We start from the raw sequence: 24,448 nt of genomic DNA, 5'->3' as shown, positions 1-24,448 counted from the left end.
CAGTTAGGAGAAGCAATATGGCGGCAGAGAAGGGCAGCGCCTTTCTGCTCAAGGTGGGCAATGGCGCGACGCCGTTGGTTTACGCAACCGTCGCGGGGCTGCGGACGACGCAGCTTTCGGTGAACGGCGAGGCGGTGGCGATCACCAGCAAGGATTCCGGCGGCTGGCGCGAGCTGCTGTCCGGCGCCGGGGTGCGGTCGGTGAGCGTGTCCGCGGCGGGCGTGTTCACCGGATCGGCGGCGGAGGTGCGGGTGAAGGCCAATGCGCTGGCCGGCACGCTCGACGATTATCGGCTGAGCTTCGAGAGCGGCGAGACGATGACGGGACGTTTCCTGGTCACCCGGCTCGACTATGCCGGGGATTTCAACGGCGAGCGCAGCTATACGCTGAGCCTGGAAAGCTCCGGCCCGGTGGTGAGCGCATGACCGGCACGGCGAATCCGGTGCGCGGCGAGGCGGAACTGCGGGTCGGCGGGGTCAGCCTCGTGCTGCGCCCGAGCTTCGCGGCGCTGGTCGCTGCCGAAGCCGAGCTGGGCCCGCTGTTCGCGCTGGTCGAGCGCGCGGCGGGCGGGCGGCTGGCGCTGAGTGAGCTGGTCGCGCTGTTCTGGCACTGCCTCAAAGCACCGCCCGAGGGGCTGACTCGCGAGGTCTTTGCCGAGGGCGTGGTCCAGGCAGGGTTGGCGGCTGCAACCCCGGCGCTCAAGGCGCTGCTCGGCCAGATTCTCGGCGGGCGGTGATGCACTTCGCCGATTCCGCTCGGCGGCTGGCGGGCCTCGCAGGCCTCGCCTTTGGCTGGAGCCCCGACCGGTTTTGGCGGGCGACCCCGGCCGAACTCGCCGCGCTGGTGACGGCGGCGGCGGGCGACGCGCCCGCTCCGCCGAGCGCCGATCTGATCGCACGATTGCAGGAGCAGTTTCCCGATGGATGAGGAAATCGAACAGCTGGTGGTGTCGGTGCGTGCCGACACCACGGGCTTCGCGCGCGACGTGGATGCGATGCGCGGGGCGCTGGAAGGGCCGCTGGCCGGTGGTGCCGATCGGGCGGGGCGCTCGATCGAGGCGACGCTGCTGCGCGCCGCGCGCTCGGGCAAACTGGGCTTTGACGATCTCGCCACCGTCGCCATCCGGGTGATGGAAGAGATCGCCAAGGCGGCGACGGGAATCGCCTTTCCCTCGGTGGGCGGCCGAGGCGGCGGGGGTGGGCTGGTATCGCTGCTCGGCGGGCTGCTCGGCCTGCCGGGGCGGGCGACCGGCGGCCCGGTGAGCCCCGGCCGACCCTATCTGGTCGGCGAGCGCGGCCCCGAGTTGTTCGTGCCGACCAGCGCGGGGCAGGTGGCGGTACCCGCCCAGGGCGGCGGGCGCGACGTGCGCGTGGCGATCACCGTCAACGCAAGCGCCGGCGATGCGCCCCAGGCGCTGGCGCAATCGAGCCGCCAGGTCGCCCGCGCGGTGCGCGCGGCGCTGTCGGGGCTCGACTGATGGGCTGGTGGCTCGCCGATCAGCGCCGCGATCAGGCCGCCGGCGTGATCAGCCGGTTCGATCCCGTGTATTGGACGATCGATTTCCCCCGGCCGATGATGGCGAGCGTGGTCACCACCGCGCCCGACGCGCTGCGGGTCGATCTCGTCTTCCAGCGACGCGGCGATCTCGCCGGGCTGATCTGGGAGGCGGCGGATCGCTGGGACCATCCGCTGCTCGCCTATGCGACGGATCACGATTTTCGCGGCTGCCGGCTGCGGTTTCGCTGGCGCTCCTCGGGCGTGGTCCCACTCGATGCGGTCAACGGACCGGTGCTGACGATCGAGGGGCGCGACGAAAGCGGCACGGCGCGCGCCTGGTATGTACGCCTGTGGAACCATGCGCAGGGCAGCCCCGAGGATGCCGTGGTCGCGATCGATTTCGCCGAGGTGGCGGGCGGCTTCCTGCTGCCGGGCGAGGCCGATCCGGTATGGGCGGGCGATATCGACCGGATGTTCATCTCGCTGGTGCCGCCCGGCTATGCGGCGGGGGACACGACTCCGCTGGGCACGGGTGCCGAAGCCTGGGTCGAGCTGACCGACATCGTCTGTGACGGGCCGGGGTCGGTGCTGGCGATCGGCGAGGTGGTGGTGTCCGAACACGGCCTGTCGATCGCGACCGGTTATGACGATGCCTATAATCAGACGCCGGCACGCTTGCTGCGCGCCATGCTGCAGCTCGGCTATCGCGGCGACATTCTCCATTATGTGGGGATGAGCCATTATCTGCGGCTCGAACCGCTGGGGGACGGCTTCTATGTCAGCCTGGCCGGAGGCGCGCTCAACCGGGCGTGCACCGCCTGGCACCAGGATTTCGCAGCCCGCGCCAAGGCGCTTGGCTATGGCGTGATCTGGTCGCTCAGCTATGAGCTGCTCGACCAGCATGTCTGGGGCGACTGGAAGCAGCGCGCCGCCGATGGCAGCCCGGCGTTGACCGGCTGGAGCCCGCCTTCGACCCTGCTCTCGCCCGCCCATGGCGGCGCGATGAGCTATCTGCGGGCGGTGGCGCTGGCCTTTGTGGCAATCGCGAAAGGCGCGGGGCTGGCGGTGCAGTTCCAGATCGGCGAGCCCTGGTGGTGGGTGATGGTCGATGGTCGGCTGTGCATCCATGACGCGGCGACGCGCGCGGCGCTGGGCAATCCGGCGCCACAGAATGTGCGGGGCGGGGTCGATACCAAGGTGCTGGAGGCGGCGGGTGCCCTGCTCGCGAAGTCGACGCTGGCGCTGCGCGACGCGGTGAAGGCGGCGGCGCCGGGCGCCCGCGTGCTGCTGCTCGCCTATCTGCCGACGGTGCTCGATCCCGCGATGCCCGAACTCAAGCGCGCCAATCTGCCGATCGGCTGGGCCGCGCCCGCGTTCGATGTGCTCCAGCTGGAGGATTATGACTGGGCGGCGGCCGGCAATGCAGCAGCATCCGACAAGGCCGTGGCGGCGGCGACGGCGCGGCTCGGCTATCCGGCGGCGCAGCAGCACTATCTCGCCGGCTTCGTGCTGCGCAGCGCGGACAAGGCGCAGTGGCAGGCGATCGCCGAGGCAGCGGCGCGCGGGCGCGCCCGCGGCGTGGCGGCGACCTTTGTCTGGGCGCTTCCCCAGGTAGCGCGCGATGGCTTCATTCATTTCGACCAGGAGGCGGACATGAACCCCTTCGACGATGTGCTCTTCCCGATCGCGCTGGGCCGCGAGGCGGAGGTGGCGCCCGAGCTTTCCACCGCGATCGTCACCAGCGCCGGGGGCGCCGAGCGCCGCAACGCAGCATGGGCCGAGGCGCGTACGCATTATGATGTCGGCCCTGGCGTCCGTTCCGAGGCGGACATTGCCGCGCTGCTCGGCTTCTTCCGGGCGCGCATGGGGCCGGCAAGGGGCTTCCGTCTGCGCGATCCGTTCGACTTCGACGCGAAGGATGCGGTGATCGGGGTCGGTGACGGCACCAATGCGCGTTTCCAGCTGGTGAAGATCTATGGCGAAAGCGTGCGACGGATCACCCGCCCGGTGGCGGGCACGGTCGCGCTCAAGTTGAACGGGGTCGCGACGACCGCTTTCTCGCTTGGGGAGGGCGGGATGGTGACGCTCGATGTGCCGCCCGCGGCCGGGGTGCAGGTGACAGCGTCGTTCGTGTTCGACGTGCCGGTGCGCTTCGCCGAGGACCAGCTGCGGGTGAGCCGTGCGACCTTCCTCGCCGGGGCGGCCGCCTCGGTGCCGCTGGTGGAGATCCGCGAATGAGCTGGCTGGAGGGAGCCCTCACCACCGTCACCCTGTGCTGGCGGATCGAGCGGCGCGACGGCGTGACGATCGGGCTGACCGCGCATGACCGCGACCTGCTGATCGATGGGCTGCTCTACCGCGCCGCGCCGGGCATGACGCCGAGCGCGGTCGAGCGCACCGCCTCGCTGGAGGCAGACAGCATGGACGTGCACGGCATGCTGGCGAGCGATGCGATTGCGGAAGCCGATCTGCTGGCCGGTCGCTGGGACGGCGCACGCGTTGCACTGTTCGCGACCGACTGGACCGCACCGGGCGCGCAGGTGCCGCTCGGCGAAGGCACGATCGGCGCGATCGAGACGCGGGACGGGGCGATTACCGCCGAACTGCGCGGACGTACGGCCGCCTTCGATGGACCGGCGGCCGAAGCGACCTCGCCCGATTGCCGGGCGCAGCTCGGCGATGCGCGCTGCCGGGTGGCGATGGCGGGGCGGCGGCGGTTCGCGCGGGTACTGTCGGTGGAGGACGCGGTGGTGCGGCTGGATCGCGCTGAGCCGGAGGCCAATGCCTATGGCGGCGGCCGGCTGCGCTGGTTCGGTGGCCCGAACAGCGGGCTGGAGGATGCGATTGCTGTTTCCGACGGCGACCGGGTGACGCTGCGCCGACCGCCGCGGTTCGAGGGCGCCGGCGCGCTGGTCGAGCTGAGCGAGGGTTGCGACGGCCGGCTGGAGACCTGTGCAAGCCGCTTCGGCAACGCCGTCAATTTCCGGGGAGAGCCGTTCCTGCCCGGCACCGATCTTCTGACCCGGTACCCCGGCGCATGAGCGGCGCGGCGGTGCTGGCCCGCGCGCGCGGTGCGATCGGTGCGCCGTTCCGGCCGCAAGGGCGCACGCTGGCGGACGGGCTCGATTGTGTCGGGCTGGCGGCGCTGGCGCTCGGGCGACCGGCGCCGCGCGATTATCGACTGCGTACCGGTGACGCTGCGCGCGTGATGGCGGGGCTGCGGGCGGCGGGGTTGCGCGAAGTGGCAGACCCCCGGCCCGGGGATCTGCTGCTGTGCCGGAGCGGGCCGGGGCAATTGCATCTGGCGATCCGCAGCAAGGATGGGATCGTTCACGCCGATGCGATCGCGCGGCAGGTGGTCGAGCGCCCGGGGTCGGCGCCCTGGCCGGTGCTCGGCTGCTGGCGTCTCGAGGAGGACGACTGATGGCGACGATGGTGCTCACGGTGGCGGGCGGGCTGATCGGCGGCCCGTTCGGCGCGCAGCTGGGCGGTCTGATCGGCGGAGCGATCGATCGCCAGTTGCTGTTCAAGCCGGCCACGCGCGAAGGCGCGAGGCTCGCCGATCTGCGCGTGCAGACCTCGAGCTACGGAACCGCCATACCGCAGCTGTTCGGCACGATCCGTGTGGCGGGGTGCGTGATCTGGGCGACCGATCTGGTCGAGCATCGCGCAACGCAGAGCGGCGGCAAGGGGCAACCTTTCACCACTTCGTACAGCTATACCGCGTCCTTCGCGGTCGCGCTGTCGAGCCGGCCGATTGTGCAGGTAGGACGGATCTGGGCGGACGGGCAGCTGCTGCGCGGCGCGGCCGGGGACTTCAAGGTCCGCACCGGTTTCCGGCTGCACGACGGCAGCGAGGATCAGGCGGTCGACCCGCTGATCGCCGCGATCGAGGGAGCGGAGCGCGCGCCGGCGCATCGCGGGCTCGCCTATGCGGTGTTCGAGGATCTGGAGCTGGCGAGCTTCGGCAATCGTCTGCCGCAGCTCAGCTTCGAGGTGATCGCCGATCCGGCGCCGGTTTCCGCCGGCAGCATCGCCGCGCGCGTGGCGCCCCTGGCCGCAGGGGGGCTGACGACCGTGCTCCACGGCTTTTCAACGCAGGACAGCGTGCGGACGACCTTGGACGCGCTCTGCACCGCCAGCGGCGGCTGGCTGTGCGATGACGGCGACGGCCTCGCGCTGGTTTCGGGCGCGGGCACGGCGCGGATGCTCCCCGATGGGGGCGCTGCCGGCGAGGGCGTACGCGGCGCGCGCGACAGCCGATCGGTAGCCGCGCCGGACTCCACGCCGCGGCGGCTCAGCGTCGGCTATTATGATCCGGCGCGCGACTATCAGGCGGGCGTGCAGCAGGCGCGCCGGCCGGGAGAGGGGGGGCGAGAGACTCGGGTCGATCTGCCGGCGGTGCTCGATGCCGATGCCGCCAAGGCGATGGCGGCGGATGCGCTCGCCCGCGCCGACCGGGTCCGAGAACGGCGTACGTTGACGCTCGGCTGGGACGCCCTTGCGGTGGCGCCCGGTGCGCGGATCACGATCGAGGGCGTGCCCGGCCAATGGCGGGTCGACCGCTGGGCGCTCGAGAAGATGGTGGTGAAGCTAGAATGTGTGCCGATCGCCGATGCGCCCGCGGCAGGGCCGGCCAGCGCCGGCCGAGCGGTTGCCGCGCCGGACAGCGTTCGGGGGCGAACGGTTCTCGCGCCCTTCGAACTCCCCCCCCTGGACGACGACCTTGCGGCCGTGCCCCGCGTCGTCGTCGCAGCGGCCGGGACCGGCAGCGGCTGGCGCCGTGCCGCGCTGCTTGCGAGCAACGATGGCGGCACGACCTGGCACGCGCAGGGGGAGACTGCCTATCCGGCCGTTCTCGGCACCGTTCGCATGCCGCCGGGGACGGGCCGCGCGGCCCTGGCGGATCACGCGAGCATCGCCGAAGTGGAACTCGCCCATCCGGCGATGCTGCTCCTGTCCGCGGACGAAGCGGCGCGGGGCGCCGGCGCGAACCTCGCAATGCTGGGGGAGGAGCTGCTGCAGTTCGGCGTCGCCGAGCCGTTGGGCGGGACGCGCTGGCGCCTGTCGCAGCTTTGGCGAGGCCGGCGAGGCACCGAGTCGGCGATCGGGACGGCGCAACCCGGCGATCGCTTCGTCCTCCTGGAACGCGCAGCGCTCAAGACGCTCGATCTGAGCACGTCCCTTGGCTCGACGATTGCGCTGCTGGCGCAGGGCGTCGATGACCCCGTGGATGCCGCTCCGGTGGTCGCGGCGGTGGGCGGCATCTCGCTGCTGCCGCCGTCGCCGGTGCATCTGAGCGCAACGCCGGAGGGCGACGGCACGCGGCTGTCCTGGGTGCGGCGCAGCAGGATTGGCTGGGACTGGCGTGACGGTGTGGATGCGCCGCTCGGCGAGGAAAGCGAGCAGTACCAGATCGACCTGGAACGCGGCAGCGAGCGCCGAACACTGCGCTCCGACGAGCCCTCCGTGCTGCTCAGCGGTGTCGACCGGCATCTGCCATGGCGTGTCCGGGTGCGGCAGGTCGGTACGCACGGCCTGTCGCCCGCCGCGGAACTGCTTCTTCCCGCACTTGGAGACCATCGATGACCGCTTCCCCCACCCCCAGGCTGGCGCTGCCGCTGCTCGAACCCGGTCAGGCGCAAAAGGAAATGACGCATAACGAGGCGCTGGTGCGACTCGACATCGCCACGCAGGCGAGTGTCCTCGCCGAAGCGCCTGCGCCTCCCGCAGCGCCGCAAATCGGGCAGTGCTGGCTGGTCGCCAGCGCTCCGCAGGGTGCCTGGGCGTTAGCGGCCGGGGCGATCGCCGCATGGACGGAAGGCGGCTGGCGGTTCGTCGCACCCGTCGAAGGCATGCGCATCTGGATCGCTGCCGAGGCGTCGTTCGCCCTGTTCTCGCAGGGGTCATGGTACCACGGTAGAACCTATGGAAGACTTTTTATCGAGGGACGTCAGCTAGTTGGCCCGCAACAGCCGAATGTCGCGGAACCGACGGGCGGGGTAACGGTTGACGCGGAGGCTAGAGTGGCCATCACCGCGGTTCTGCAAACGTTGCGCCGGCATGGGTTGATCGAAGCATCCAACCTGTGACGTTTGTGCAACAGTCCGCGGTTTTGTGCGCTTGCGCCGAAACTTTGGTTTGAGTAGTGAGTTTGGCCTGTCCGTATGGACGACCATGAAAGGGGATTATGATGCGGAAGCTTGCCGTCACTTTGGCGCTCGCCACGACCGCGCTGAGCACGCCCGCCCTCGCCCGCGACGACGCGTGGTATGTGGGTGTTGAAGGCGGCGCGATGCTCGTCGAGGACATTCACTTCGACGTCGGCGCCAGCAAGGATGTTGTGACGCAGAACAACCACGTTGGTTATGACGTTGGTGGTAACATCGGGTATGACTTCGGTCCGTTCCGTGCGGAAGCGGAAGTCAGCTATCGTCGCGCTCGCGTCGACAGCGCGCGCACCAGCGTTCCGATCGCGACCAATGCGCTCCCGGCGCCCGCGGGTAACTATGAACAGGCGAGCGGCAGCACGTCGGCGCTCTCGTTCATGATCAACGGCCTGCTCGATTTCGGTGAAGACAACGGGCTTCAGGGCTTCGTTGGTGGTGGTGCGGGTGTCGCTCGCATCAAGGATCGTCTGCGCGTCTCGGGTCCGGCTGACACCGTCAACGACTCCGACACTGTGTTCGCATGGCAGGCAATCGCCGGTGTGCGTGCACCGATCAACAAGAACGTCGACGTGTCGCTGAAGTATCGCTTCTTCAACGCGCCGGACGTGAAGCTGACCGACATTGGTGGCAACCAGTGGAAGGGCCGCTATCGTTCGCACAGCCTGCTGGTCGGCCTGACCTACAACTTCGGCGCGCCGGAACCGGCTCCGACCCCGCCGCCGCCGCCGCCGCCCCCGGCTCCGGTTGCTGAGCCGGCCCCGCCGCCGCCGCCGCCCCCGGCTCCGGAAGCCAAGGTTTGCACGCCTGGGCCGTACATCGTGTTCTTCGACTGGAACAAGTCGGACATCACGCCGGAAGCAGCGAGCATCCTGGACAATGCGATCAGCAACTATGCGGATTGCAACAACACCCAGGTCGTTCTGGCCGGCCACGCCGACCGTTCGGGCTCGGCGAGCTACAACGTTGGTCTGTCGCAGCGTCGCGCCGACTCGGTGAAGGCTTACTTCACCGGCAAGGGCGTGCCGACCGGCGTGATCACCACGGAAGCGTTCGGCGAGAGCCGCCCGCGCGTTCAGACCGCCGACGGCGTTCGCGAGCTGCAGAACCGTCGCGTGGAAATCACCTACGGTCCGGGTTCGGGTCAGTAAGACCTGCCCGCCCGCAAGGGATGGAAAAGAGGGGAGGCCGGGCAACCGGCCTCCCTTTCTTTTTGCGGGATCGTGCCGTCATCTTGCGACGCGTGGCGATGCGCCGCATCGTGGTCGAGCCATGACGCTGACCCTCATCGTTCCCGACATGCCCGACGACAGCGATCGCGAGGCGGTCCTCGCGCCGCTGCGGGCTCATAATGTCGCCCATGCCGGCGACGCTTGTTCCCGGCCCGTCGCGATCCTCCTGGCCGACGTGCGCGGCGCGCGCGTCGGCGGGCTCTGGGGGCGGTGTTCCTATGGCTGGCTGTTCGTCGAATATCTGGCGGTGCCCGAGGCGTATCGCGGCGCCGACCATGGAACCGCGCTGATGGCGCGCGCCGAGCAGATCGCGCGAGCGCAAGGCTGTGTCGGCATCTGGCTCGACACCTTCTCCTTTCAGGCGCGCGGCTTCTACGAGAAGCTCGGCTTCACGCTCTACGGCCAGATCGATGATTTTCCCCCGGGGCACCAGCGCTTCTTCCTGCAGAAGCGCCTTGCCTAGCGGCACTCAGCCGGCTGCCAGTGCGGCAGCCAGCCAGTCCGGTATCAGCGCGTTCCCCAGCGCCTCGACCCGCCGCAGTTCGACCATTCGGCGGAACTCCGGATAGATCACCCGGGTGCGATCGCTCCCCTCACCGATTGGAACCACGACCAGCCGCCGGTTGACCTTGGCGCGGTAATGCATTCGCGCGGTGTTTTCCTGGCCGACATAGCAGCCCTTGGTGAAGCTGACGCCGTTGAGTTCCTCGGCATTGCATTCGAGCCACAAGGTCTTGTCGCTCCCCAGTTCCTCCGCGCCCTCGACCACGCCGAGCGACAGGCGATGCGCGCGCCACGCCGCTGCTGCGCTCACGCCCTCCGCCGCCCCCAGCCAGCGATAGCCGAGCGCCGCAAGGCGGGGATCGGCGATGGCGCCCTCCTGCGGCGTCCGCGACCAGTGCACCCCACCAGCGACCGGCTCGATCGTGATCGCACGGCGCAGCCGGTAGAGGGTCAATCTCCGGGCGAGCGCGTCGCGTGCCGAGGCTTCGCAATCGATCAGGACCACGTCGCCCGCTGCCCAGAGCAGGAAATCGAACAGCGCCTTGCCCTGCGGCGTGAGCAGCCCTGCCCATTGTGGCGCGCCGGGCGCCACGCGGGCCAGATCCTGCGTCAGCAGGCCCTGCAGGAAGCCGCGAACATCGTCGCCGGAGAGGCGCAGCAGCGCACGATCGTCGAGCCAGGTGCTGGTATCGTCCATGGCGAACAGGTAGGACGCGGCCAACGCTCACGAAAGAGGCAAAGCCATGGCGAATGTCGAACTCAAGCTGCGCGGCGGTCGCGTGCATCTTCCCAGCGGCCCGGCGCATGTCGATGTCGGGGTCTCCGGCGGCAAGATCGTCGCGATCGGCGATGTCGGCGATGCCGGCGAGACGATCGACTGCACCGGGCTGGACGTGCTGCCCGGCGTGATCGACAGCCAGGTGCACTTCCGCGAACCCGGGCTCGAGTACAAGGAGGACCTGGAGAGCGGCAGCCGCTCGGCGGTGCTTGGCGGCGTGACGGCCGTGTTCGAGATGCCGAACACCAAGCCGAATACCGACAGCGCCGATGCCGTGGCCGACAAGCTGCAGCGCGCGCATCACCGCATGTGGTGCGATCACGCCTTCTATGTCGGCGCGACCAACCACAATGCCGAGCATCTGGCGGAGCTGGAGCGGCTGCCGGGCACGGCGGGCGTGAAGATCTTCATGGGCGCCTCGACCGGCGACCTGTTGGTTTCGGACGACGCCAACCTCGCGCGCGTGCTCGCGTCCGGGCATCGCCGGGTCGCCATCCATGCCGAGGACGAGTTCCGCATGCAGGACCGGCTGGGCGAACGCGTTCCCGGCGATCCTTCCTCGCACCCGGTGTGGCGCGACGACGAGAGTGCGATCCTCGCCACCCGGCGCATCCTGCGCCTGGCGCGCGCGGCGCGGCGGCGGATCCACGTGCTCCACGTCACCACGCCCGCGGAGCTGGAGCTGCTCGGGAAGAACAAGGACATCGCTACCTGCGAGGTGACGCCCCAGCACCTCACGCTGGCGGGCGAGGACGCCTATCCGCGCATCGGCACCTTCGCGCAGATGAACCCGCCGATCCGCTCGGGCGCGCACCGCGACGGCCTGTGGCACTGGCTGCGCCAGGGCGTGCCGGACGTGGTCGGCTCGGACCATGCGCCGCACACGCTGGAGGAAAAGGCCAAGGCCTATCCCGATAGCCCCAGCGGCATGCCGGGCGTGCAGACGCTGCTGCCGCTGATGCTCAACCACGTCGCGGAAGGCCGGCTGACGCTGCAGCGGCTGATCGACCTGACCAGCGCCGGCCCGCAGCGGATCTTCGGCCTGGTCGGCAAGGGCCGCATCGTGCCCGGCTATGACGCGGACTTCACGGTGGTTGATCTCAAGGCGCGCTGGACTGTCGACGAGGCCTGGCTGGCCTCGCGCTGCGGCTGGTCGCCCTTCACGGACATGGAACTGACTGGCCGCCCGGTCGGCACGATCATCCGGGGCCACCGGGTGATGTGGGAAGCCCAGCTCGCCGATCAGGCGATCGGTGAGCCGGTGAAGTTCGAAGCCGTCGAATTCGGTTGAGGGGGCAGGGCGGGGCTGTCGATGCGGCCCCGCCCGGCTTCGCTCAGAAGGGCAGCCAGCGCTGCTTTTCGCTGAACTTCATATAGCCGGCGTTGACGCCAAGCCGCCAGCCGACGCCCAGCCGCACCGGGATCAGCACGATGTCGCCGCGGCGCAGATAGGATGCCGAGAAGCCGCCGACGAAATAGGCATGGCCCTCGCCCTGCGGGAAGCGCTTGTACAGGTCCTGGCTGTCGTAGAGATTGTAGACCAGCACGAACACCTTATTGGCGTCGCCGCCGAGGTCGAAGCCGATCGACGGCCCGGTCCAGTAGACCGGGCGCTGGCCCTCGATCTTGTGGAACATCTCGCCCTTGCCGTAGCGCAGGCCGACGCCGATCGCGCCCGAGGCCTCGCTGCCGGCGATATAGGCGTTGGGCTTGCCCTGGTCTTTGAGAATGTCCTCGAGCAGCTTGGCGAGCCCCGAGGCGCCCTTGCCGAACACGCCCTCGGCAGCGGCGAGCAGATCGTCCTTCTCGAACGTGTCCGTGGCTGCCTGGCGGGCGGTCGTCGCGGCCGGATCGGCCGCGGCGGGGCTGGTGGGTTGCGCCGGGGCGGGCGGTGGGGGCGCGGCGCTGTCCGCCGGCGGATAGGATTGCTGGTCCTGCGGCTGCGGCGGTGCCTGCACGTCCGGCGGCGGGGTGGTGCTCCGCTGGGCAGGCGGCGTCTTCAGGTCCGAATCGATCGCGGTATTGGGGTCGATCGTCGTCATCTGCGCCGCAGCGGGCACAGTGCCCAGCCCGGCCAGGGCGACTGCCAGAAGCGTGAACCAACCCGATCGCATCATCAATTTTTCCCGAACCCTGCTGCTTTTCGACGGATATCCTAGGGGCGCCGGCCTGTCGGGGCAATGAATGGGCGCTCGATCGACTCGATTTCGCGTTCGGGTGGTTATCCCCGTTGATTGCCGGCGAACTGCCCGTTATAGGGCTCGTCCTCGGCGCTTCCGGAGACGTGGGTGAGTGGCTGAAACCAGCGGTTTGCTAAACCGCCGTACGGGGATTACTCGTACCGAGGGTTCGAATCCCTCCGTCTCCGCCAGATGCCCGTTCCCAGGGGTTCGCAGCAGTGCACTGGGATTGACAAAATCCGCAGAAAATCGAGGGTTTACCCATTCGGCCCGTTCCTAACGGTCCGTACCCGTCCGCGCATCACGGGGTATGGAAATGGGGTATCGGGTCTCAGAAATGGGGTATCCGACCGCCATGTTGACCGACGCCAGAATCCGCACCGCGAAGCCGGAGCTGAAGGGCTACAAACTCGCAGACGCACATCAGCTCTACCTCTACGTGTCGCCGCAGGGATCGAAGCTCTGGCGAATGAAATTCAAATTCGACGGGAAAGAGAAAACCCTGTCGTTCGGGCCTTACCCCCTCGTCACCCTGGTTGCTGCTCGTGAGAAGCGGGACAACGCGCGCCGGTTGCTCGCTGAAGGCCTCGACCCCAGCGTCGAGAAGAAGCTCAAGATCAAGGCCAATGTCGAGGCGTCACGCAACACGTTCGAGAAGGTTGCGCGTGAGTGGCACGCGATCAACGCGCCGCAATGGGCGAAGGTGCATGCCGCCGATGTGATCCGGTCGCTGGAGCGCGACATTTTCCCGGCGATCGGCTCGCTCCCGATCACGGCAATCACACCACCCAAATTGCTCGAGGTCCTTCGCGCGATCGAGCAGCGATCGGCCATCGAGACCGCCAAGCGGATCCGGCAGCGCATCTCGGCGATCTACGCCTATGCGATCGCCAGCGGTATCGCGGAGGCCGATCCTTCGGAAAAGGTCGGAGCAGCGCTGAAGCCGATGCCGAAACGCGGACGCCAGCCGGCCATCACCGACATCGCCGAGCTTCGCAAGATGCTGGCGGTCGTGGACGACGACTTTGCCCGGCCGATAACCCGGCTGGCGCTGCGTCTCATCGCGCTTACGGCCGTTCGCCCGGGTGAGCTGCGCGGGGCCGCATGGGCAGAATTCGAAGATCTTGACGGCGAAGCGCCGCTCTGGCGCATTCCCGCCGCGCGCATGAAGGGGGACCGCGACCGCAAGGATGAAATCGGTGGTGATCATCTCGTACCGCTTGCCCCGCAAAGCGTCGCGGTCCTGCGTGCAGCATGGAAACTGAGCGGCCAAGGCAAGCTCGTTTTTCCGGGCAATCGTCAGGCGCACCGTCCGATGAGCGAGAACGCCTTGGGGTATTTGCTCAACCGGGCGGGGTATCACGGGCGCCATGTGCCCCATGGCTTCCGCGCCGCGTTCTCGACGATCATGAACGAATGGGCCAAGAAACATGGGCGACCGGATGATCGCGCCGTAATCGACCTGATGCTGGCGCATATCCCGACAAACAAGGTGGAGGGCGCATACAATCGCGCGGCCTATATGGAGCGGCGGCGCGAACTGGCGGAACTCTGGGCGGGAATGCTGTCGGAAGGTCTGGTGCAGCCGGATGCGCTGCTGCCCCTTCCCAGCAAGGCCAACCCGTTCAAGCGACCCTCCATATCCCCGCCATCTGCACGGCCAAAGCTCCGGCTGGTTCAGTAGCTGCAGCGTCGGGTGCGCTTTCCTACGCTGGTCTTCTTTCGTCAGGAAGATCGGGCCGTATTTGCCTTTGGTTTTGCCAAGAGCGACAAAGCTAATCTGAGTGCGGTCGAACTGCGGGTATATAAACAGGCCGCCAAGATCGATCTCGAGCTGACGCAGGCATAGCTCGACAGCGAGGTGCGCGCAGGAAGATTGTTCTAGGTGAAGGACGATGCCCAGAATCTATAAGAGCGAAGCGCTCGCCGCCGTTCACGAAATGATGGAAGGGCTTCACGAGGCAGGTGCTATCGGCAAGCAGACCCTGCGGGAGTTCGACGAGGCGTGCCTCGCGCCTGCAACACCCTTGCAGCCTGAAGAGATCAAGGCGATACGGGAGGCGCAGCACGTCTCGCAGCCTGTGTTTGCCCGCTATCTCAACGTATCGAAGAACCTCGTCTCTGATTGGGAACGCGGCAAGAAGAAGCCTGGTGGTCCCGCGCTACGGCTCCTGTCGATCATCCAGCGCAAGGGACTGGAGGGCGTGGCCTGAGGTTGGCGCCCGTCGGTACGACTTTCGAAAAGCAATCAGCCAAGAATATCCCTAATTTGCTGCAATTTACGCGGGGCTTGCGTCTTGGCGAGCGAGAGGTACTCTGTGCCGGCGCCGTGAATGCATGGCGCCGAGGCGTGAGAACCTCGTGCGAGACTGAACTGATCTGCCATCCTGCAGCCGGGTGGCCCACGCGCATGTCCAAGCCGTTCGCGGCCAAAGGCGTCGGCGCATGTTCTCGTGCATGTTCTCAACACCCGGCTTTCGCCGGCATCGCCTCGCAGATTGCGAGGAGGTGGAAGCGATGCGATCCCGCGCGAAGGTCAGTGCAAGGCGCCCCGCGACGTGCGCGCCGCGCTAGGTCCTGTCCGCCTACCGCTGGAGGAAGGCGACCCGCTGCCACCCGACCATGACCGGGTGGCCCCCGTGACGGTTGCGGACACGCTCTATCGAGCCGAGCGACCGGGTCTGTTGCGGTTTCTGCACCGCCGCGCGGCTGAGGATCGCGCCGAGGATATAGTCCAGCAGGTATTCGTCCGCCTCGTCGCGCGCGAGCGAAAGGAGGCGGTCACGCTCGACGCGCCGGGTGCTTATTTGCGCGAGGCGGCGAACAATCTTCTGCTGGACCATGCTCGCGCCGCCGGGCGCGCCTCTCAAGCCCAGCATGTGTCGATCGACGATGTCGATATCAGCGGCGGCGATCCGATGGCCGCTCTGGAGGCGCGCGACCGGCTTGCGCGGATCGAACAGGCCGTCCTCCGCTTGAAGCCCCTTACGCGACAGATATTTCTCGCTTGCCGGCTCGACGGCTATAGTTACGCGGAAATCGCGGAACAGACGGGGCTGAGCGTGCGAGGGGTGGAAAAGCAGATGAGCCGGGCGATCAAGCAGCTTGGACGGCATCTCCGCCGCCATGACTGACAAAAAGAAGCCCATTCCGCAGCGTATCCATGATGCCGCTGGGGAATGGCTGATGCGTCGCCAGGGCGGCGCCAGCCCGACGGTCGAGCAGGCTTTTGTTGCCTGGATTTCCGCAGATCGTCGTCACGGCATCGCCTATCAACAGGCGGAGCGAAACTGGCGCGACAGCGCCCAGCTTGCCAGCAGTGCGGTAGCCAGCAACCGAAAGCTTATGCCCGCGCCTTTCCTGATGCGGCACAGCACGCATATGGCTGCCGCCACGGTCGGCATCATTGCCGCGCTCGGCATCGGGACGGCTGGCCTGCTCCGCTACGGTTCACCTGTCGAATGGATCGCCGCGGCCAAAGCCACAACCTACGAGACCCCGCGCGGCGAAATCAGGACGATCGCGCTCGCCGACGGATCGCAACTGACCCTCGATACCGGCACGCGTATAGAGGTCACGCTGTCATCTGGCGAGCGGCGGGTGTCCCTTGAGCGCGGCCGCGCCCGCTTTCGCGTTATGCGCGACGGCAACCGCCCCCTTGTCGTTGCCGTGCCCGGCGGCACCCTCGCTGCGGGTAGCACCGTTTTCGACGTTAGTGTCATCGGCCGCACTCCGACCATTGCCGTACTGGAAGGCCATGTCGACTGGATGCGCAGGGCGGGTGGAAAAGCCGGACAAGCCCGCACGCTGGTCGCGGGTCAGGCTGCGGCACTGGACGACACGGCTGCGCCCGGGCCTGCGGTGGCAGGAGAAGCGCGCTGGGTATCCGGCATGCTGGTGCTCGACAACACGCCGCTTGGCCAAGCCGTGGAGGCCATCAACCGCTACAACCATGTGCAGCTGCGCCTGGCGGATACGCGCCTGTCACGGCTGACAGCAACCGGGGCGTTCCAGGTGCATAACCCCGAAGCATTCGCCCATGCGGTGGCAGTGACCTTCCACCTCGGCATCGACCGATCCGACCCTGGTCTCCTGCTGTTGCGCCCGGGGCCACAGGGAGCGATCGCACCGCGCTAAAAATGTTGTCGGGGATTTTCCTCCCCCGGCGTCTCCCCGTCCGAGCAGCCACGTCGTGGCCAAGGGGAGGCAAAAGAGAATGGTGCGGTTTCACGCGAAAAACTGGCTGCATGGCGGCGCCGTTGTGGCGCTGATTGTGGCTCCCTCGGTCGTGGGGGCGCAGGTGGTGCGACGCGTTGCTTTCGACCTGCCGGCCCAGGCGCTTGGCGAGTCGCTCAAGGCGCTGGCGCTGCAGTCCGGTGTGACGGTGCTGGCGGCGAGCGAAGACGTAGCGGCGCGGCAGGCGCCTGCGCTGCACGGCTCCTATACGCCGGAGGAGGCGCTCCGTATTCTGCTCGACGCGTCCGGACTGGTCTTCACGCAAGTCGAGGGTGGATTTGCCGTGCGGCAAGCCCGCGGGAATCGCGACACTGGCACCGCAAGCGATCCGCAGGACATCGTCGTCACCGGTAGCCGGTTGCGGGGTGCCGCGATTGCGTCACCCATCGTCCGGATCGGCCAGGAAGAAATTCGCGATTCCGGTCAGCTCGGCCTGGGTGACGTGGTTCGCGGTATTCCGCAGAGTTTCGGCGGGGGACAGAATCCTGGCATCGGCATGAACGTACCCTCTGCCAGTGGTGTCGATGTCGGTGGCGGATCTTCCCTCAATCTGCGTGGCCTTGGCAGCGACGCGACCCTGACGCTGCTCAATGGGCATCGTCTCGCCTATACGGCGGTCCGGCAGAGCGTTGACGTGTCGGGCATCCCGGTCGCTGCGCTTGATCGCATCGAGATTGTTCCGGACGGTGCCTCGGCGATCTACGGCTCGGATGCCGTCGCTGGCGTCGCCAACATTATCCTGCGGCACGATTATGATGGGCTGGAAACCAGCGCACGCCTCGCCGGCACCACCGACGTCGGTGACTTCCAGCAGCAATATGGCGCGCTTGCTGGACGCACCTGGGCCTCCGGGGGGCTGTTTGCCGCCTATGAATATGGGAGCAACACCGCCATCCGCGCGGGGGAGCGATCCTATGCGGCCAGCCGCTCGCCGGGGCTCGACCTGTTTCCTGCACTTCGTCACCACAGCGTCGTCGCCAGCGGGCATCAGGACCTGGGCGGCGGCCTGACCTTCTCGCTCGACGGGCTGTACAATATCCGCTGGAGCGACCTGACCTTCCCGACGGTCGCGGGCGGCAATCTCGATCAGGGCAAAGCAACCTTTTCGTCCGTCGACAAGTCCTTCGGCGTCGCGCCGACGCTGACGCTCGACCGGTTCGACGGCTGGCAGATCGCGCTCGGCGGTACCTATGGCAAGGAGCGCGTGGACTATCACCAGCTCGAGTGCGCCGCCTCGGTCTGCAGCGATTCCGGTCCGAGTTTCTACCGCAACACCGCCAAGTCGCTTGAGGTCAATGCGAATGGCAATCTCTTCAGCCTGCCGGGTGGTATCGCCAAGCTCGCGGTCGGCGGCGGCTATCGCGATATCGCCTTCCGGCGGTTCGTCGGGACGGGGAGCGCGGTCAACACGGCCGCCTCGCAGGATAACTGGTTCGCTTTTGGCGAGCTGAGCCTGCCGCTGATCGGTCCGGCCCCGAATCTGCCCTTCGTAACCAGGCTCGATGCGAGCGCCGCGCTACGCTACGAGCGCTACCCCGATATCGGCGACGTGGCGACGCCGAAGCTCGGCCTGTCCTGGGCGGTAACACGCGACATCAGCGTGAAGGGAAGCTGGGGCACCTCGTTTCGCGCGCCGACGCTCTACCAGCAATATCAGCCGCGCGCCGTCTATCTGTTTCCGCCCCGATCGCTAGGCGCGACCGGCACGCCTGCGACGGCGGGAGCGATCCTGATCCTGGGCGGCAATCCCGATCTAAAGCCAGAAAAGGCGACGACCTGGTCGAGCACTCTCGCACTCCATCCCCGCGTTCTGCCGGGAGCGAGCCTCGAGATCAGTTACTTCGACGTGCAGTATCGTGACCGCATCGTCGCGCCGATCACGCTGCTTGCCCAGGCACTCAGCAATCCGATCTATCGGGACCAGATCATCATTAATCCCAGTGCCGCAACGCAGGCCGCGGCGATCGCCAGCGCGGGCACGTTCCTCAACGTTACCGGCGTTTCCTATGATCCTGCGAACGTCGTCGCCATCGTCGACGATGCCAACCTCAATGCCGGGCGGCAGCGTGCGCGGGGCATCGACGTGCTGGCGAGCTACAGTGCAGCGATCGCACGGGATCAACATCTGCGCCTGTCGTTCGACCTCGCCTATCTCGAAAGCGACCAGCAGCTCAGCGCCAGCCAGCCCGTCTATGACCTTGCGGGCAGCATCTTCAATCCGCCCCATTGGCGGGGCCAGATGGCGGCGGCGTGGACCGGTGGTGGCCTCACCCTGGCGGCAAACGCGAATTATATCGGCATGGTTCGCGACACGCGGTCGTCGCTGGCCCCGCGGATCGGGTCGATGACCACGCTCGACCTGACCACGCGCTACCGGGTTGCTCCCGGTACGCCGCTCGGCGGTCTCGAGTTCAGCCTGTCGGTGCAGAATCTGTTCAACGCCAAGCCGGACCCGATCACCACCGCGATTCCCTATGACACGCCCTATGATTCGACTAATTATTCACCCGTCGGCCGACTGATCGCGTTCGGGATCACCCGCACATGGTGAGCCCGGTCTTCTGTCTGCGTTTCGTTGCTGCGCTCTGGTGTGCGCTGCTTCCGACCACCGCCTGGTCGCGCTGCGAGCAGGCCCTGCCGGGGGACGACAGCATCCGCCCGGCAGCCCGTGACCTCACGGCAGCAGACCTTATCGAGCTCCGCGAAATCGGCGATCCCGATTCGGCATCCTTCAGTGGACCCAGTCCGTTCGCGCTGTCCCCCGACGGCAGCCGTATCGCCTATATCGTCAACCGCGCCGATCTCGCCACGAACAGCTATTGCCGGGTGGTGGTGGTGAGCGGGCTGACCGGGAAGGGACCACCGCGTGTGGTTGACCGGGGCGGTGCGCTTATCACGATCCTGGATGTGCAGCGGGGCCATTATCTGCCGAGCGGCGCCACCCGCACGATCGTGCCGGTCTGGTCGCCCGACGGGCGCCGGATCGCCTATCTGCGGCGTGATGCCAGCGTAACCCAGGGGTGGGTGGCGGAGGCGGACGGCAGTGGCGCGCGTGCCGTCACGCACGCCGCCGTCGATGTCGAAGCGGTGGCGTGGAGCAGCGATGGATCCCGGTTGCTCTATGGAACGCGGAAGGGGACGGCCGACACGGAGGCGGCGCTCGATCGCGAGGGTCAGTCGGGATGGCTCTACGACCGCAGGGTGTCGCCGGAGATTTCGGCGCGACCGTTGATGCCCGCGACCGACCTTCTGGATACAAACGCGGTCGATCTGCGCACCGGCGCGATTCTGCCTGCGGACCCGGCAGACCAGGCTGCGCTCGCGCAAGCTGCTCCGGCCGACATGCCCGTCGAACCAATGGCGGTCGGGCCCGACGGTAGCAAAGCCCTGCTCGAGCGCCAGGACAGTTCGCCGCTCGCACCTGCCCGATTGGTCGTAACCGGCGGCCTCGGCAGGCAGCGCTGCGATGCGGAAGCTTGTGCTGGCGGTATCCTCTCGCTCTGGTGGCAGGGCGATTCGGTTCTCTTTTTGCGTCGTGAGGGGTGGGCGAAGGAAGCCATGGCGCTCTATCGCTGGCAGCCAGGCGGCGCGCCTCCCGCTGTCATTTTTCGCACCACTGATGTGCTGCACGGGTGCGTTATGGCCGGTATCGAACTGGTCTGCACGCGCGAGGATAGCAGCACACCGCGAAAGGTGGTCGCGATCAACACTGTAACGGGCGCTACCCGAACGATCTTCGATCCCAATCCCGAGTTCGCCAGTGTCCGTCTAGGCCCCGTCCGCCGTCTCAAGTGGCGCAACGATCTCGGGCTGGAGGCATGGGGCGATCTTGTCCTCCCGCCTGGCTACACGCCCGGCACGCGGCTGCCGATGGTGGTCGTCCAGTATCACAGCGACGGATTTTTGCGGGGCGGTACCGGCAACGAGTATCCGATCTTTCTGCTCGCCCAGCGCGGCATCGCCGTGCTGAGCACCGAACGCCCGAGCTTTTTCGCTGCAGCCTTTCCCCAGCTCAAGACCTGGTACGACATCAACGCCGCCAACCAGAAGGATTGGGGCGAGCGCCGCAGCCTTTTGTCGTCGGTACTTGCCGGCGTCCATATGGCTGTGGAGCAAGGCTATGCCGACCCCAAACGCGTCGGCATTACCGGCCTCAGCGATGGCGCGACCACGGTTGCGTTCGCACTGATCAACAGCAAAGCCTTTGCTGCGGCCGCGCTCAGCAGCTGCTGCATGGAGCCCAATACGACCGCGACCTATGGCGGGATCGCCTGGGCGGAATGGTTGCGCGGCATGGGGTATCCGCCAGCGACCCACGACAATCCCGCTTTCTGGCGTGACATGTCGCTGGCACGTAATGCCACCCGCGTCGATACGCCGCTTCTGATGCAACTTGCCGACAATGAATTCCGACTGGCGCTCGAAGCCTTTGGCGCCCTCCATGAGCAGAACAAGCCGGTGGAGATGTACGTCTACCCGGACGAATACCATGTGAAGTGGCAGCCGATTCATCGCCGTGCCGTCTATGCGCGCACGCTCGACTGGTTCTCCTTCTGGTTGCAGGACCGGGAGGATCCCGACGTGGCCAAGGCCCCGCAATATGCCCGGTGGCGCGCCCTGCGGTCGGGCTCTCCGCCGACGCTTCCGCCGAAGCCGACTCGATAGGCGCAAGTGCCCTCTGCTCGTCGACGAATTTCGATTTCTTGCTGTAAAATCTTCTGCTCGCTTCAGCTGCGATTCTGCCCGATTTTTCGCATGTTCTCGGGAGGCTGTTCACGGGAAAGGGCGAGTGCTCCTTCCTGACGAGTGTTTCCCCCAGAGGCTCAGTTGGAAGGATGCCATTATCATGCCCAGACCAGCTGTCCGAGAATGAATTTCGCAAATTGGTCGATCTGTGATAGGATTTCGCAGGCTGTGAATGCTTCTCGCGAAGCACGAGCTGCTGCCAGGATGGTTTTCACAGGAATTTGGGATGCGTGAATGGCTTTCACAGCCGGTGATCGAATTTCGCACGCTTCCTTTGCCGGAGCCCGGCATTCTCGCCGGCTACGCGGCCCTAATCGAACGCTTCGATCTTGCGGTTCCGCTTGCTGACCGATTTACAGCGATTGCCGAACGGCACCATCCGCTCTCCAGCGACCAGTGGCGTATGCTTACACCGCGTCACGCGCCGGCCTTCGAGCTTGCCGCGCAGCTGACCTTCGCGCTTCGCTACGAAGGGCTTAATCTAGCTGTTCTTGCGAGGCTGTTCAGTACCGTCCCGCCCGCAGAGATTGCTGCCATCGTCGAGGCCAGTCCGACCGGCGCCTATGCGCGGCGAATCTGGTTCCTGTACGAGTGGCTCACCGGAACCAAGCTTGAACTCCCCGACGCTGGGAAGGTCCGTGCGGTCGACGTCGTGGACCCGGCGCTCCAGCTCGCGCTCCCGAAGGGCGAAGCTTCGCCCCGGCACAGGGTCATCAACAATCTGCCTGGAACGCCTGGCTTCTGTCCGATGGTGCGCAGAACCGAGGCGCTTGACGCCTATCGTGCGCGGCAATTCGATGTGCGCGCGCGCGAAACCGCCGGTCGCGTCCGGCCCGATTTGCTGGCGCGCGCGGCGGCGTTCCTGCTGCTCAACGATTCCAAGTCTTCGTTTGCGATCGAGGGGGAACGTCCGTCAGGCACCCGCGCAACGCGCTGGGGGCAGGCGATCGCCCAAGCAGGTACGCGCCCGCTGAGTCTTGCCGAATTCGACCGCCTGCAACGCATCGTGATCGGCGATGACCGTTTCGTGCGTCTTGGCTTGCGCGAGGAAGGGGGCTTTGTCGGGGTCCATGACCGCGACACGCAGATGCCCATCCCGGATCACATCAGCGCGCGGGCCGAGGATCTGCAATCGCTGCTGCAAGGGGTGATCGCCTATGCGGAGCGGGCCATTCGCGGCGGCATGGACCCCGTCGCAGCCGCTGCCTGCCTGGCGTTCGGCTTCGTCTATATCCATCCCTATGTCGACGGGAACGGGCGCCTCCATCGGTGGCTGTTTCACCACGCGCTTGCGCTTGCGCACTTTAATCCGCCCGGCCTGATTTTCCCTGTGAGCGTGGCCATCTACCGCAGGATCGCCGAGTATCGCGCGGTGCTTGAATCCTATTCGGCGCCGCTGCTTCCGTGCATCAGCTGGGAACCGACGGGGGACGGCAATCTCCGCGTGCTGAACGACACTGCGGACTTCTATCGCTTCTTTGACACGACCCGGCATGCCGAGTTTCTCTACGCCTGTGTCGAGCAAGTCATCGAGCAGGATATGCCGGAGGAGATACGCTTCCTCGAGAGCTTCGAACGCTTCAGCGACCGCATTCAGCAGATCGTGGATATGCCGGCCGCGCAGGTCGAGCTGCTCCGCGGCTTCCTCGCACAAAACGAGGGCAGGCTGTCCGGGCGCGCCCGGACCCGCGAGTTCGCTGCGCTCGACGACGACGAAGTCGCGGCAGTCGAGCAAGCATATGCGTTCAGCTTTTTGGATTGATCTGCACCCCAGCCGCGTCTCTGAATCTTCTGCGCCACCGTTGCTCGGAACCGTTCGGTGCTGCGGAAGCGATAGGCCAGACCAGCCTTTGTCATCCTCAATTCGTGATCCGTAAACGGCAGCATATCCCCCTCGGATGATCGTCATCATTGCCCCGTCCGGCGTCCTGCGGGACAGATTGGCGTTCGCGAACAGTCTTCAGCCTTGGGCGGCTGCCCACGCTTCGGCATCGACGAGTTCCATCATCCGCACGAAGCGCAGGCCGCGCACCGGGCCGGGCAACGAGAGTGCCTCGGCGAGCTTGCCCGTGTCGATCAGGCCCAACGCGGCCAGGCGGCCGCCGAGCAGCATATCGCGGATGACGGGCCGATGCCGGTCGAAGATCGTCGCGACGAAGCCGGTGGGCGTGCCTTTCGAACGGCGCGAGACAATCGCTGCGGGGAGATCGGGTTCGAAGGCGCGACGCGCCACCGCCCGGTCTCGGCCCGGTGCCAGCCAATGCCAGCTCGGGATGCGCAGGCACGCCTCGACGACGGGCTGCGAGACCAGCGGCGAGACCGCATGCTGCGGTGCCAGGGCGTTGACCGCTTCGACCAGGTTCTGCGCCGGAACCAGCAATGCGACATGTGCCGCCCGGCCTGGCAGGATACCGGGCGGCGGCAGGAACCAGGAATGCGCCGGTGTGTCGCGGACGATGGCACGCGCAGCGTCCGAGAGAAAGTCGATCGCCGGCGCCTGACGCGGGGCAGGCGAGCGGAACCACGCGCGATGGGCCGCACGCCAGGCCAGCGTCCAGATTCCTGCCTGTCCGAGATCGCCTAGCACGCGCGCCGCGTCCCAGAAGCTGCGGTTCGGCCCCCGCGTTGCGAGGCAGTCGGCGAGGATGGCGACAGTACGCGACGCGAAGAAGACATTGTCGCCACCGCCGCCGTCGATGACGCGGTCAGCGCCCCATTCCGCCGCCATCTCCGCAGCGATCGCGTCCTGCGCCTGGGTGAAGCAGCGATGCACCGGATAGGGCATATGCGCCGCGCCGGAGCTACGGACATCGATGCGCGCTAGCTCGAAGCGGCGGGTCTGCAGGTCGATACTCGCCGCTTGGGCAGCCAGCGCCGCATAGTGGCGCTCATCGCTTGCCGCATCGTCTCCGACAAGGTTGAGGCCGATGACGTCCGCGCGCATCCCTTTGAGACTGGAGGCGACAATCGCCGAATCGAGGCTGGACTGCCCGCGATGTCCGGTCCGGTTGTATAGTTAGTTGATACGCGCCTCGGATGCCAGCGTGGACGGGAGGCGGAGCGCAGCGGAGCCGAGCGGCCACGCTGGCATCATCGTCGTCTCTGGCG

23 protein-coding genes and 1 tRNA gene are annotated in these 24,448 nt (G+C 67.2%); 21 read left to right on the top strand and 3 right to left on the bottom strand.

Annotated features, from left to right (window positions below):
• Window positions 1-17: 17 nt before the first annotated feature.
• The 11 genes from QZ814_RS17420 to QZ814_RS17370 all read left to right on the top strand — a co-directional run bounded on the left by QZ814_RS17420 (window position 18) and on the right by QZ814_RS17370 (window position 9,359).
• Complete coding sequence (locus QZ814_RS17420) at window positions 18-425, top strand: phage major tail protein, TP901-1 family (protein WP_294334619.1); 408 nt, start codon at window positions 18-20, stop codon at window positions 423-425.
• On the top strand, window positions 422-736 hold the full coding sequence (locus QZ814_RS17415; RefSeq protein WP_294334616.1) for a GTA-gp10 family protein: 315 nt from the start codon (window positions 422-424) through the stop codon (window positions 734-736). Before QZ814_RS17420 ends, QZ814_RS17415 begins: the two co-directional genes overlap by 4 nt.
• Window positions 736-927 carry a phage tail assembly chaperone gene (locus QZ814_RS17410; RefSeq protein ID WP_294334613.1) on the top strand — a complete coding sequence of 64 codons (192 nt, stop codon included), beginning with the start codon at window positions 736-738 and terminating at the stop codon, window positions 925-927. Before QZ814_RS17415 ends, QZ814_RS17410 begins: the two co-directional genes overlap by 1 nt.
• Window positions 920-1,477, top strand: a complete 558-nt coding sequence (locus QZ814_RS17405; RefSeq protein WP_294334611.1) for a tail tape measure protein — start codon at window positions 920-922, stop codon at window positions 1,475-1,477. The genes QZ814_RS17410 and QZ814_RS17405 overlap by 8 nt, the downstream gene beginning before the upstream one ends.
• Window positions 1,477-3,735: a DUF2460 domain-containing protein gene (locus tag QZ814_RS17400; RefSeq protein ID WP_294334608.1), complete on the top strand. Its 2,259-nt coding sequence runs from the start codon at window positions 1,477-1,479 to the stop codon at window positions 3,733-3,735. Before QZ814_RS17405 ends, QZ814_RS17400 begins: the two co-directional genes overlap by 1 nt.
• On the top strand, window positions 3,732-4,538 hold the full coding sequence (locus QZ814_RS17395) for a DUF2163 domain-containing protein (RefSeq protein ID WP_294334606.1): 807 nt from the start codon (window positions 3,732-3,734) through the stop codon (window positions 4,536-4,538). The genes QZ814_RS17400 and QZ814_RS17395 overlap by 4 nt, the downstream gene beginning before the upstream one ends.
• Entirely contained in the window at window positions 4,535-4,921 is a 387-nt protein-coding gene (locus tag QZ814_RS17390) for a peptidoglycan endopeptidase (protein ID WP_294334604.1), read from the top strand. The genes QZ814_RS17395 and QZ814_RS17390 overlap by 4 nt, the downstream gene beginning before the upstream one ends.
• Window positions 4,921-7,086 (top strand): phage tail protein, encoded by a 2,166-nt coding sequence (locus tag QZ814_RS17385; RefSeq protein WP_294334602.1) that lies wholly within the window; start codon window positions 4,921-4,923, stop codon window positions 7,084-7,086. Before QZ814_RS17390 ends, QZ814_RS17385 begins: the two co-directional genes overlap by 1 nt.
• The gene (locus tag QZ814_RS17380; protein WP_294334601.1) at window positions 7,083-7,589 is read left to right on the top strand and encodes a DUF2793 domain-containing protein; all 507 of its coding nucleotides are present in this window, start codon (window positions 7,083-7,085) and stop codon (window positions 7,587-7,589) included. The genes QZ814_RS17385 and QZ814_RS17380 overlap by 4 nt, the downstream gene beginning before the upstream one ends.
• Window positions 7,590-7,690: 101 nt before the next feature.
• Window positions 7,691-8,815, top strand: coding sequence for an OmpA family protein (locus tag QZ814_RS17375; RefSeq protein WP_294334600.1), 1,125 nt, complete (start codon window positions 7,691-7,693; stop codon window positions 8,813-8,815).
• 121 nt (window positions 8,816-8,936) lie between these two features.
• Window positions 8,937-9,359: a GNAT family N-acetyltransferase gene (locus QZ814_RS17370; RefSeq protein WP_294334597.1), complete on the top strand. Its 423-nt coding sequence runs from the start codon at window positions 8,937-8,939 to the stop codon at window positions 9,357-9,359.
• A 6-nt stretch (window positions 9,360-9,365) separates the two neighbouring features.
• Here the strand turns inward: QZ814_RS17370 and QZ814_RS17365 are convergent, their stop codons facing one another.
• The gene (locus QZ814_RS17365; RefSeq protein WP_294334815.1) at window positions 9,366-10,097 is read right to left on the bottom strand and encodes a folate-binding protein; all 732 of its coding nucleotides are present in this window, start codon (window positions 10,095-10,097) and stop codon (window positions 9,366-9,368) included.
• A gap of 46 nt (window positions 10,098-10,143) precedes the next feature.
• Between QZ814_RS17365 and QZ814_RS17360 the strand changes: the two genes are divergently transcribed.
• Complete coding sequence (locus QZ814_RS17360) at window positions 10,144-11,469, top strand: dihydroorotase (RefSeq protein ID WP_294334595.1); 1,326 nt, start codon at window positions 10,144-10,146, stop codon at window positions 11,467-11,469.
• Window positions 11,470-11,512: 43 nt separating this feature from the next.
• On the opposite strand, the gene QZ814_RS17355 is transcribed toward QZ814_RS17360, so the two are convergent.
• On the bottom strand, window positions 11,513-12,295 hold the full coding sequence (locus QZ814_RS17355; protein WP_294334594.1) for a DUF1134 domain-containing protein: 783 nt from the start codon (window positions 12,293-12,295) through the stop codon (window positions 11,513-11,515).
• A gap of 161 nt (window positions 12,296-12,456) precedes the next feature.
• Here QZ814_RS17355 and QZ814_RS17350 point away from each other — a divergent pair.
• The 9 genes from QZ814_RS17350 to QZ814_RS17315 all read left to right on the top strand — a co-directional run bounded on the left by QZ814_RS17350 (window position 12,457) and on the right by QZ814_RS17315 (window position 23,102).
• Window positions 12,457-12,549 (top strand) — tRNA-Ser (locus QZ814_RS17350).
• A gap of 164 nt (window positions 12,550-12,713) precedes the next feature.
• Window positions 12,714-14,042, top strand: coding sequence for an integrase arm-type DNA-binding domain-containing protein (locus tag QZ814_RS17345; protein WP_294334591.1), 1,329 nt, complete (start codon window positions 12,714-12,716; stop codon window positions 14,040-14,042).
• 12 nt (window positions 14,043-14,054) lie between these two features.
• Window positions 14,055-14,207 (top strand): type II toxin-antitoxin system RelE/ParE family toxin, encoded by a 153-nt coding sequence (locus QZ814_RS19225; RefSeq protein ID WP_365898921.1) that lies wholly within the window; start codon window positions 14,055-14,057, stop codon window positions 14,205-14,207.
• 46 nt (window positions 14,208-14,253) lie between these two features.
• On the top strand, window positions 14,254-14,571 hold the full coding sequence (locus tag QZ814_RS17340; protein ID WP_294334589.1) for a DNA-binding transcriptional regulator: 318 nt from the start codon (window positions 14,254-14,256) through the stop codon (window positions 14,569-14,571).
• Between the two features lie 240 nt (window positions 14,572-14,811).
• Window positions 14,812-15,492 carry a sigma-70 family RNA polymerase sigma factor gene (locus tag QZ814_RS17335; RefSeq protein WP_365898918.1) on the top strand — a complete coding sequence of 227 codons (681 nt, stop codon included), beginning with the start codon at window positions 14,812-14,814 and terminating at the stop codon, window positions 15,490-15,492.
• Entirely contained in the window at window positions 15,485-16,495 is a 1,011-nt protein-coding gene (locus tag QZ814_RS17330; RefSeq protein ID WP_294334587.1) for a FecR domain-containing protein, read from the top strand. The genes QZ814_RS17335 and QZ814_RS17330 overlap by 8 nt, the downstream gene beginning before the upstream one ends.
• A 166-nt stretch (window positions 16,496-16,661) precedes the next feature.
• Window positions 16,662-19,145: a TonB-dependent receptor gene (locus QZ814_RS17325; protein WP_294334584.1), complete on the top strand. Its 2,484-nt coding sequence runs from the start codon at window positions 16,662-16,664 to the stop codon at window positions 19,143-19,145.
• Window positions 19,139-21,259 (top strand): Atxe2 family lasso peptide isopeptidase, encoded by a 2,121-nt coding sequence (locus QZ814_RS17320; protein WP_294334581.1) that lies wholly within the window; start codon window positions 19,139-19,141, stop codon window positions 21,257-21,259. Before QZ814_RS17325 ends, QZ814_RS17320 begins: the two co-directional genes overlap by 7 nt.
• Before the next feature lie 307 nt (window positions 21,260-21,566).
• A complete protein-coding gene (locus QZ814_RS17315; protein ID WP_294334580.1) occupies window positions 21,567-23,102 on the top strand; it encodes a Fic family protein in 1,536 nt (511 codons plus the stop codon).
• Between the two features lie 198 nt (window positions 23,103-23,300).
• On the opposite strand, the gene QZ814_RS17310 is transcribed toward QZ814_RS17315, so the two are convergent.
• A complete protein-coding gene (locus tag QZ814_RS17310; protein ID WP_294334813.1) occupies window positions 23,301-24,308 on the bottom strand; it encodes an asparagine synthase-related protein in 1,008 nt (335 codons plus the stop codon).
• Window positions 24,309-24,448: the final 140 nt, after the last annotated feature.

Source organism: uncultured Sphingomonas sp. (assembly GCF_913777625.1).
GTDB lineage: Bacteria > Pseudomonadota > Alphaproteobacteria > Sphingomonadales > Sphingomonadaceae > Sphingomonas.
Note: the sequence above shows the minus strand (reverse complement) of the source record. Positions and strands in the feature narration are given on the sequence as shown.

Bases quoted from the DNA above. Each gene is read 5' to 3' on its own strand.
- QZ814_RS17400 (WP_294334608.1), top strand. From the start codon at position 1,477: ATGGGCTGGTGGCTCGCCGATCAGCGCCGCGATCAGGCCGCCGGCGTG.
- QZ814_RS17315 (WP_294334580.1), top strand. From the start codon at position 21,567: ATGCGTGAATGGCTTTCACAGCCGGTGATCGAATTTCGCACGCTTCCT.
- QZ814_RS17340 (WP_294334589.1), top strand. From the start codon at position 14,254: ATGCCCAGAATCTATAAGAGCGAAGCGCTCGCCGCCGTTCACGAAATG.
- QZ814_RS17330 (WP_294334587.1), top strand. From the start codon at position 15,485: ATGACTGACAAAAAGAAGCCCATTCCGCAGCGTATCCATGATGCCGCT.
- QZ814_RS17415 (WP_294334616.1), top strand. From the start codon at position 422: ATGACCGGCACGGCGAATCCGGTGCGCGGCGAGGCGGAACTGCGGGTC.
- QZ814_RS17385 (WP_294334602.1), top strand. From the start codon at position 4,921: ATGGCGACGATGGTGCTCACGGTGGCGGGCGGGCTGATCGGCGGCCCG.
- QZ814_RS17355 (WP_294334594.1), bottom strand. From the start codon at position 12,295: ATGATGCGATCGGGTTGGTTCACGCTTCTGGCAGTCGCCCTGGCCGGG.
- QZ814_RS17320 (WP_294334581.1), top strand. From the start codon at position 19,139: ATGGTGAGCCCGGTCTTCTGTCTGCGTTTCGTTGCTGCGCTCTGGTGT.
- QZ814_RS17360 (WP_294334595.1), top strand. From the start codon at position 10,144: ATGGCGAATGTCGAACTCAAGCTGCGCGGCGGTCGCGTGCATCTTCCC.
- QZ814_RS17375 (WP_294334600.1), top strand. From the start codon at position 7,691: ATGCGGAAGCTTGCCGTCACTTTGGCGCTCGCCACGACCGCGCTGAGC.
- QZ814_RS17345 (WP_294334591.1), top strand. From the start codon at position 12,714: ATGTTGACCGACGCCAGAATCCGCACCGCGAAGCCGGAGCTGAAGGGC.
- QZ814_RS17405 (WP_294334611.1), top strand. From the start codon at position 920: ATGGATGAGGAAATCGAACAGCTGGTGGTGTCGGTGCGTGCCGACACC.
- QZ814_RS17420 (WP_294334619.1), top strand. From the start codon at position 18: ATGGCGGCAGAGAAGGGCAGCGCCTTTCTGCTCAAGGTGGGCAATGGC.
- QZ814_RS17410 (WP_294334613.1), top strand. From the start codon at position 736: ATGCACTTCGCCGATTCCGCTCGGCGGCTGGCGGGCCTCGCAGGCCTC.
- QZ814_RS17365 (WP_294334815.1), bottom strand. From the start codon at position 10,097: ATGGACGATACCAGCACCTGGCTCGACGATCGTGCGCTGCTGCGCCTC.
- QZ814_RS17370 (WP_294334597.1), top strand. From the start codon at position 8,937: ATGACGCTGACCCTCATCGTTCCCGACATGCCCGACGACAGCGATCGC.
- QZ814_RS17395 (WP_294334606.1), top strand. From the start codon at position 3,732: ATGAGCTGGCTGGAGGGAGCCCTCACCACCGTCACCCTGTGCTGGCGG.
- QZ814_RS17380 (WP_294334601.1), top strand. From the start codon at position 7,083: ATGACCGCTTCCCCCACCCCCAGGCTGGCGCTGCCGCTGCTCGAACCC.
- QZ814_RS17390 (WP_294334604.1), top strand. From the start codon at position 4,535: ATGAGCGGCGCGGCGGTGCTGGCCCGCGCGCGCGGTGCGATCGGTGCG.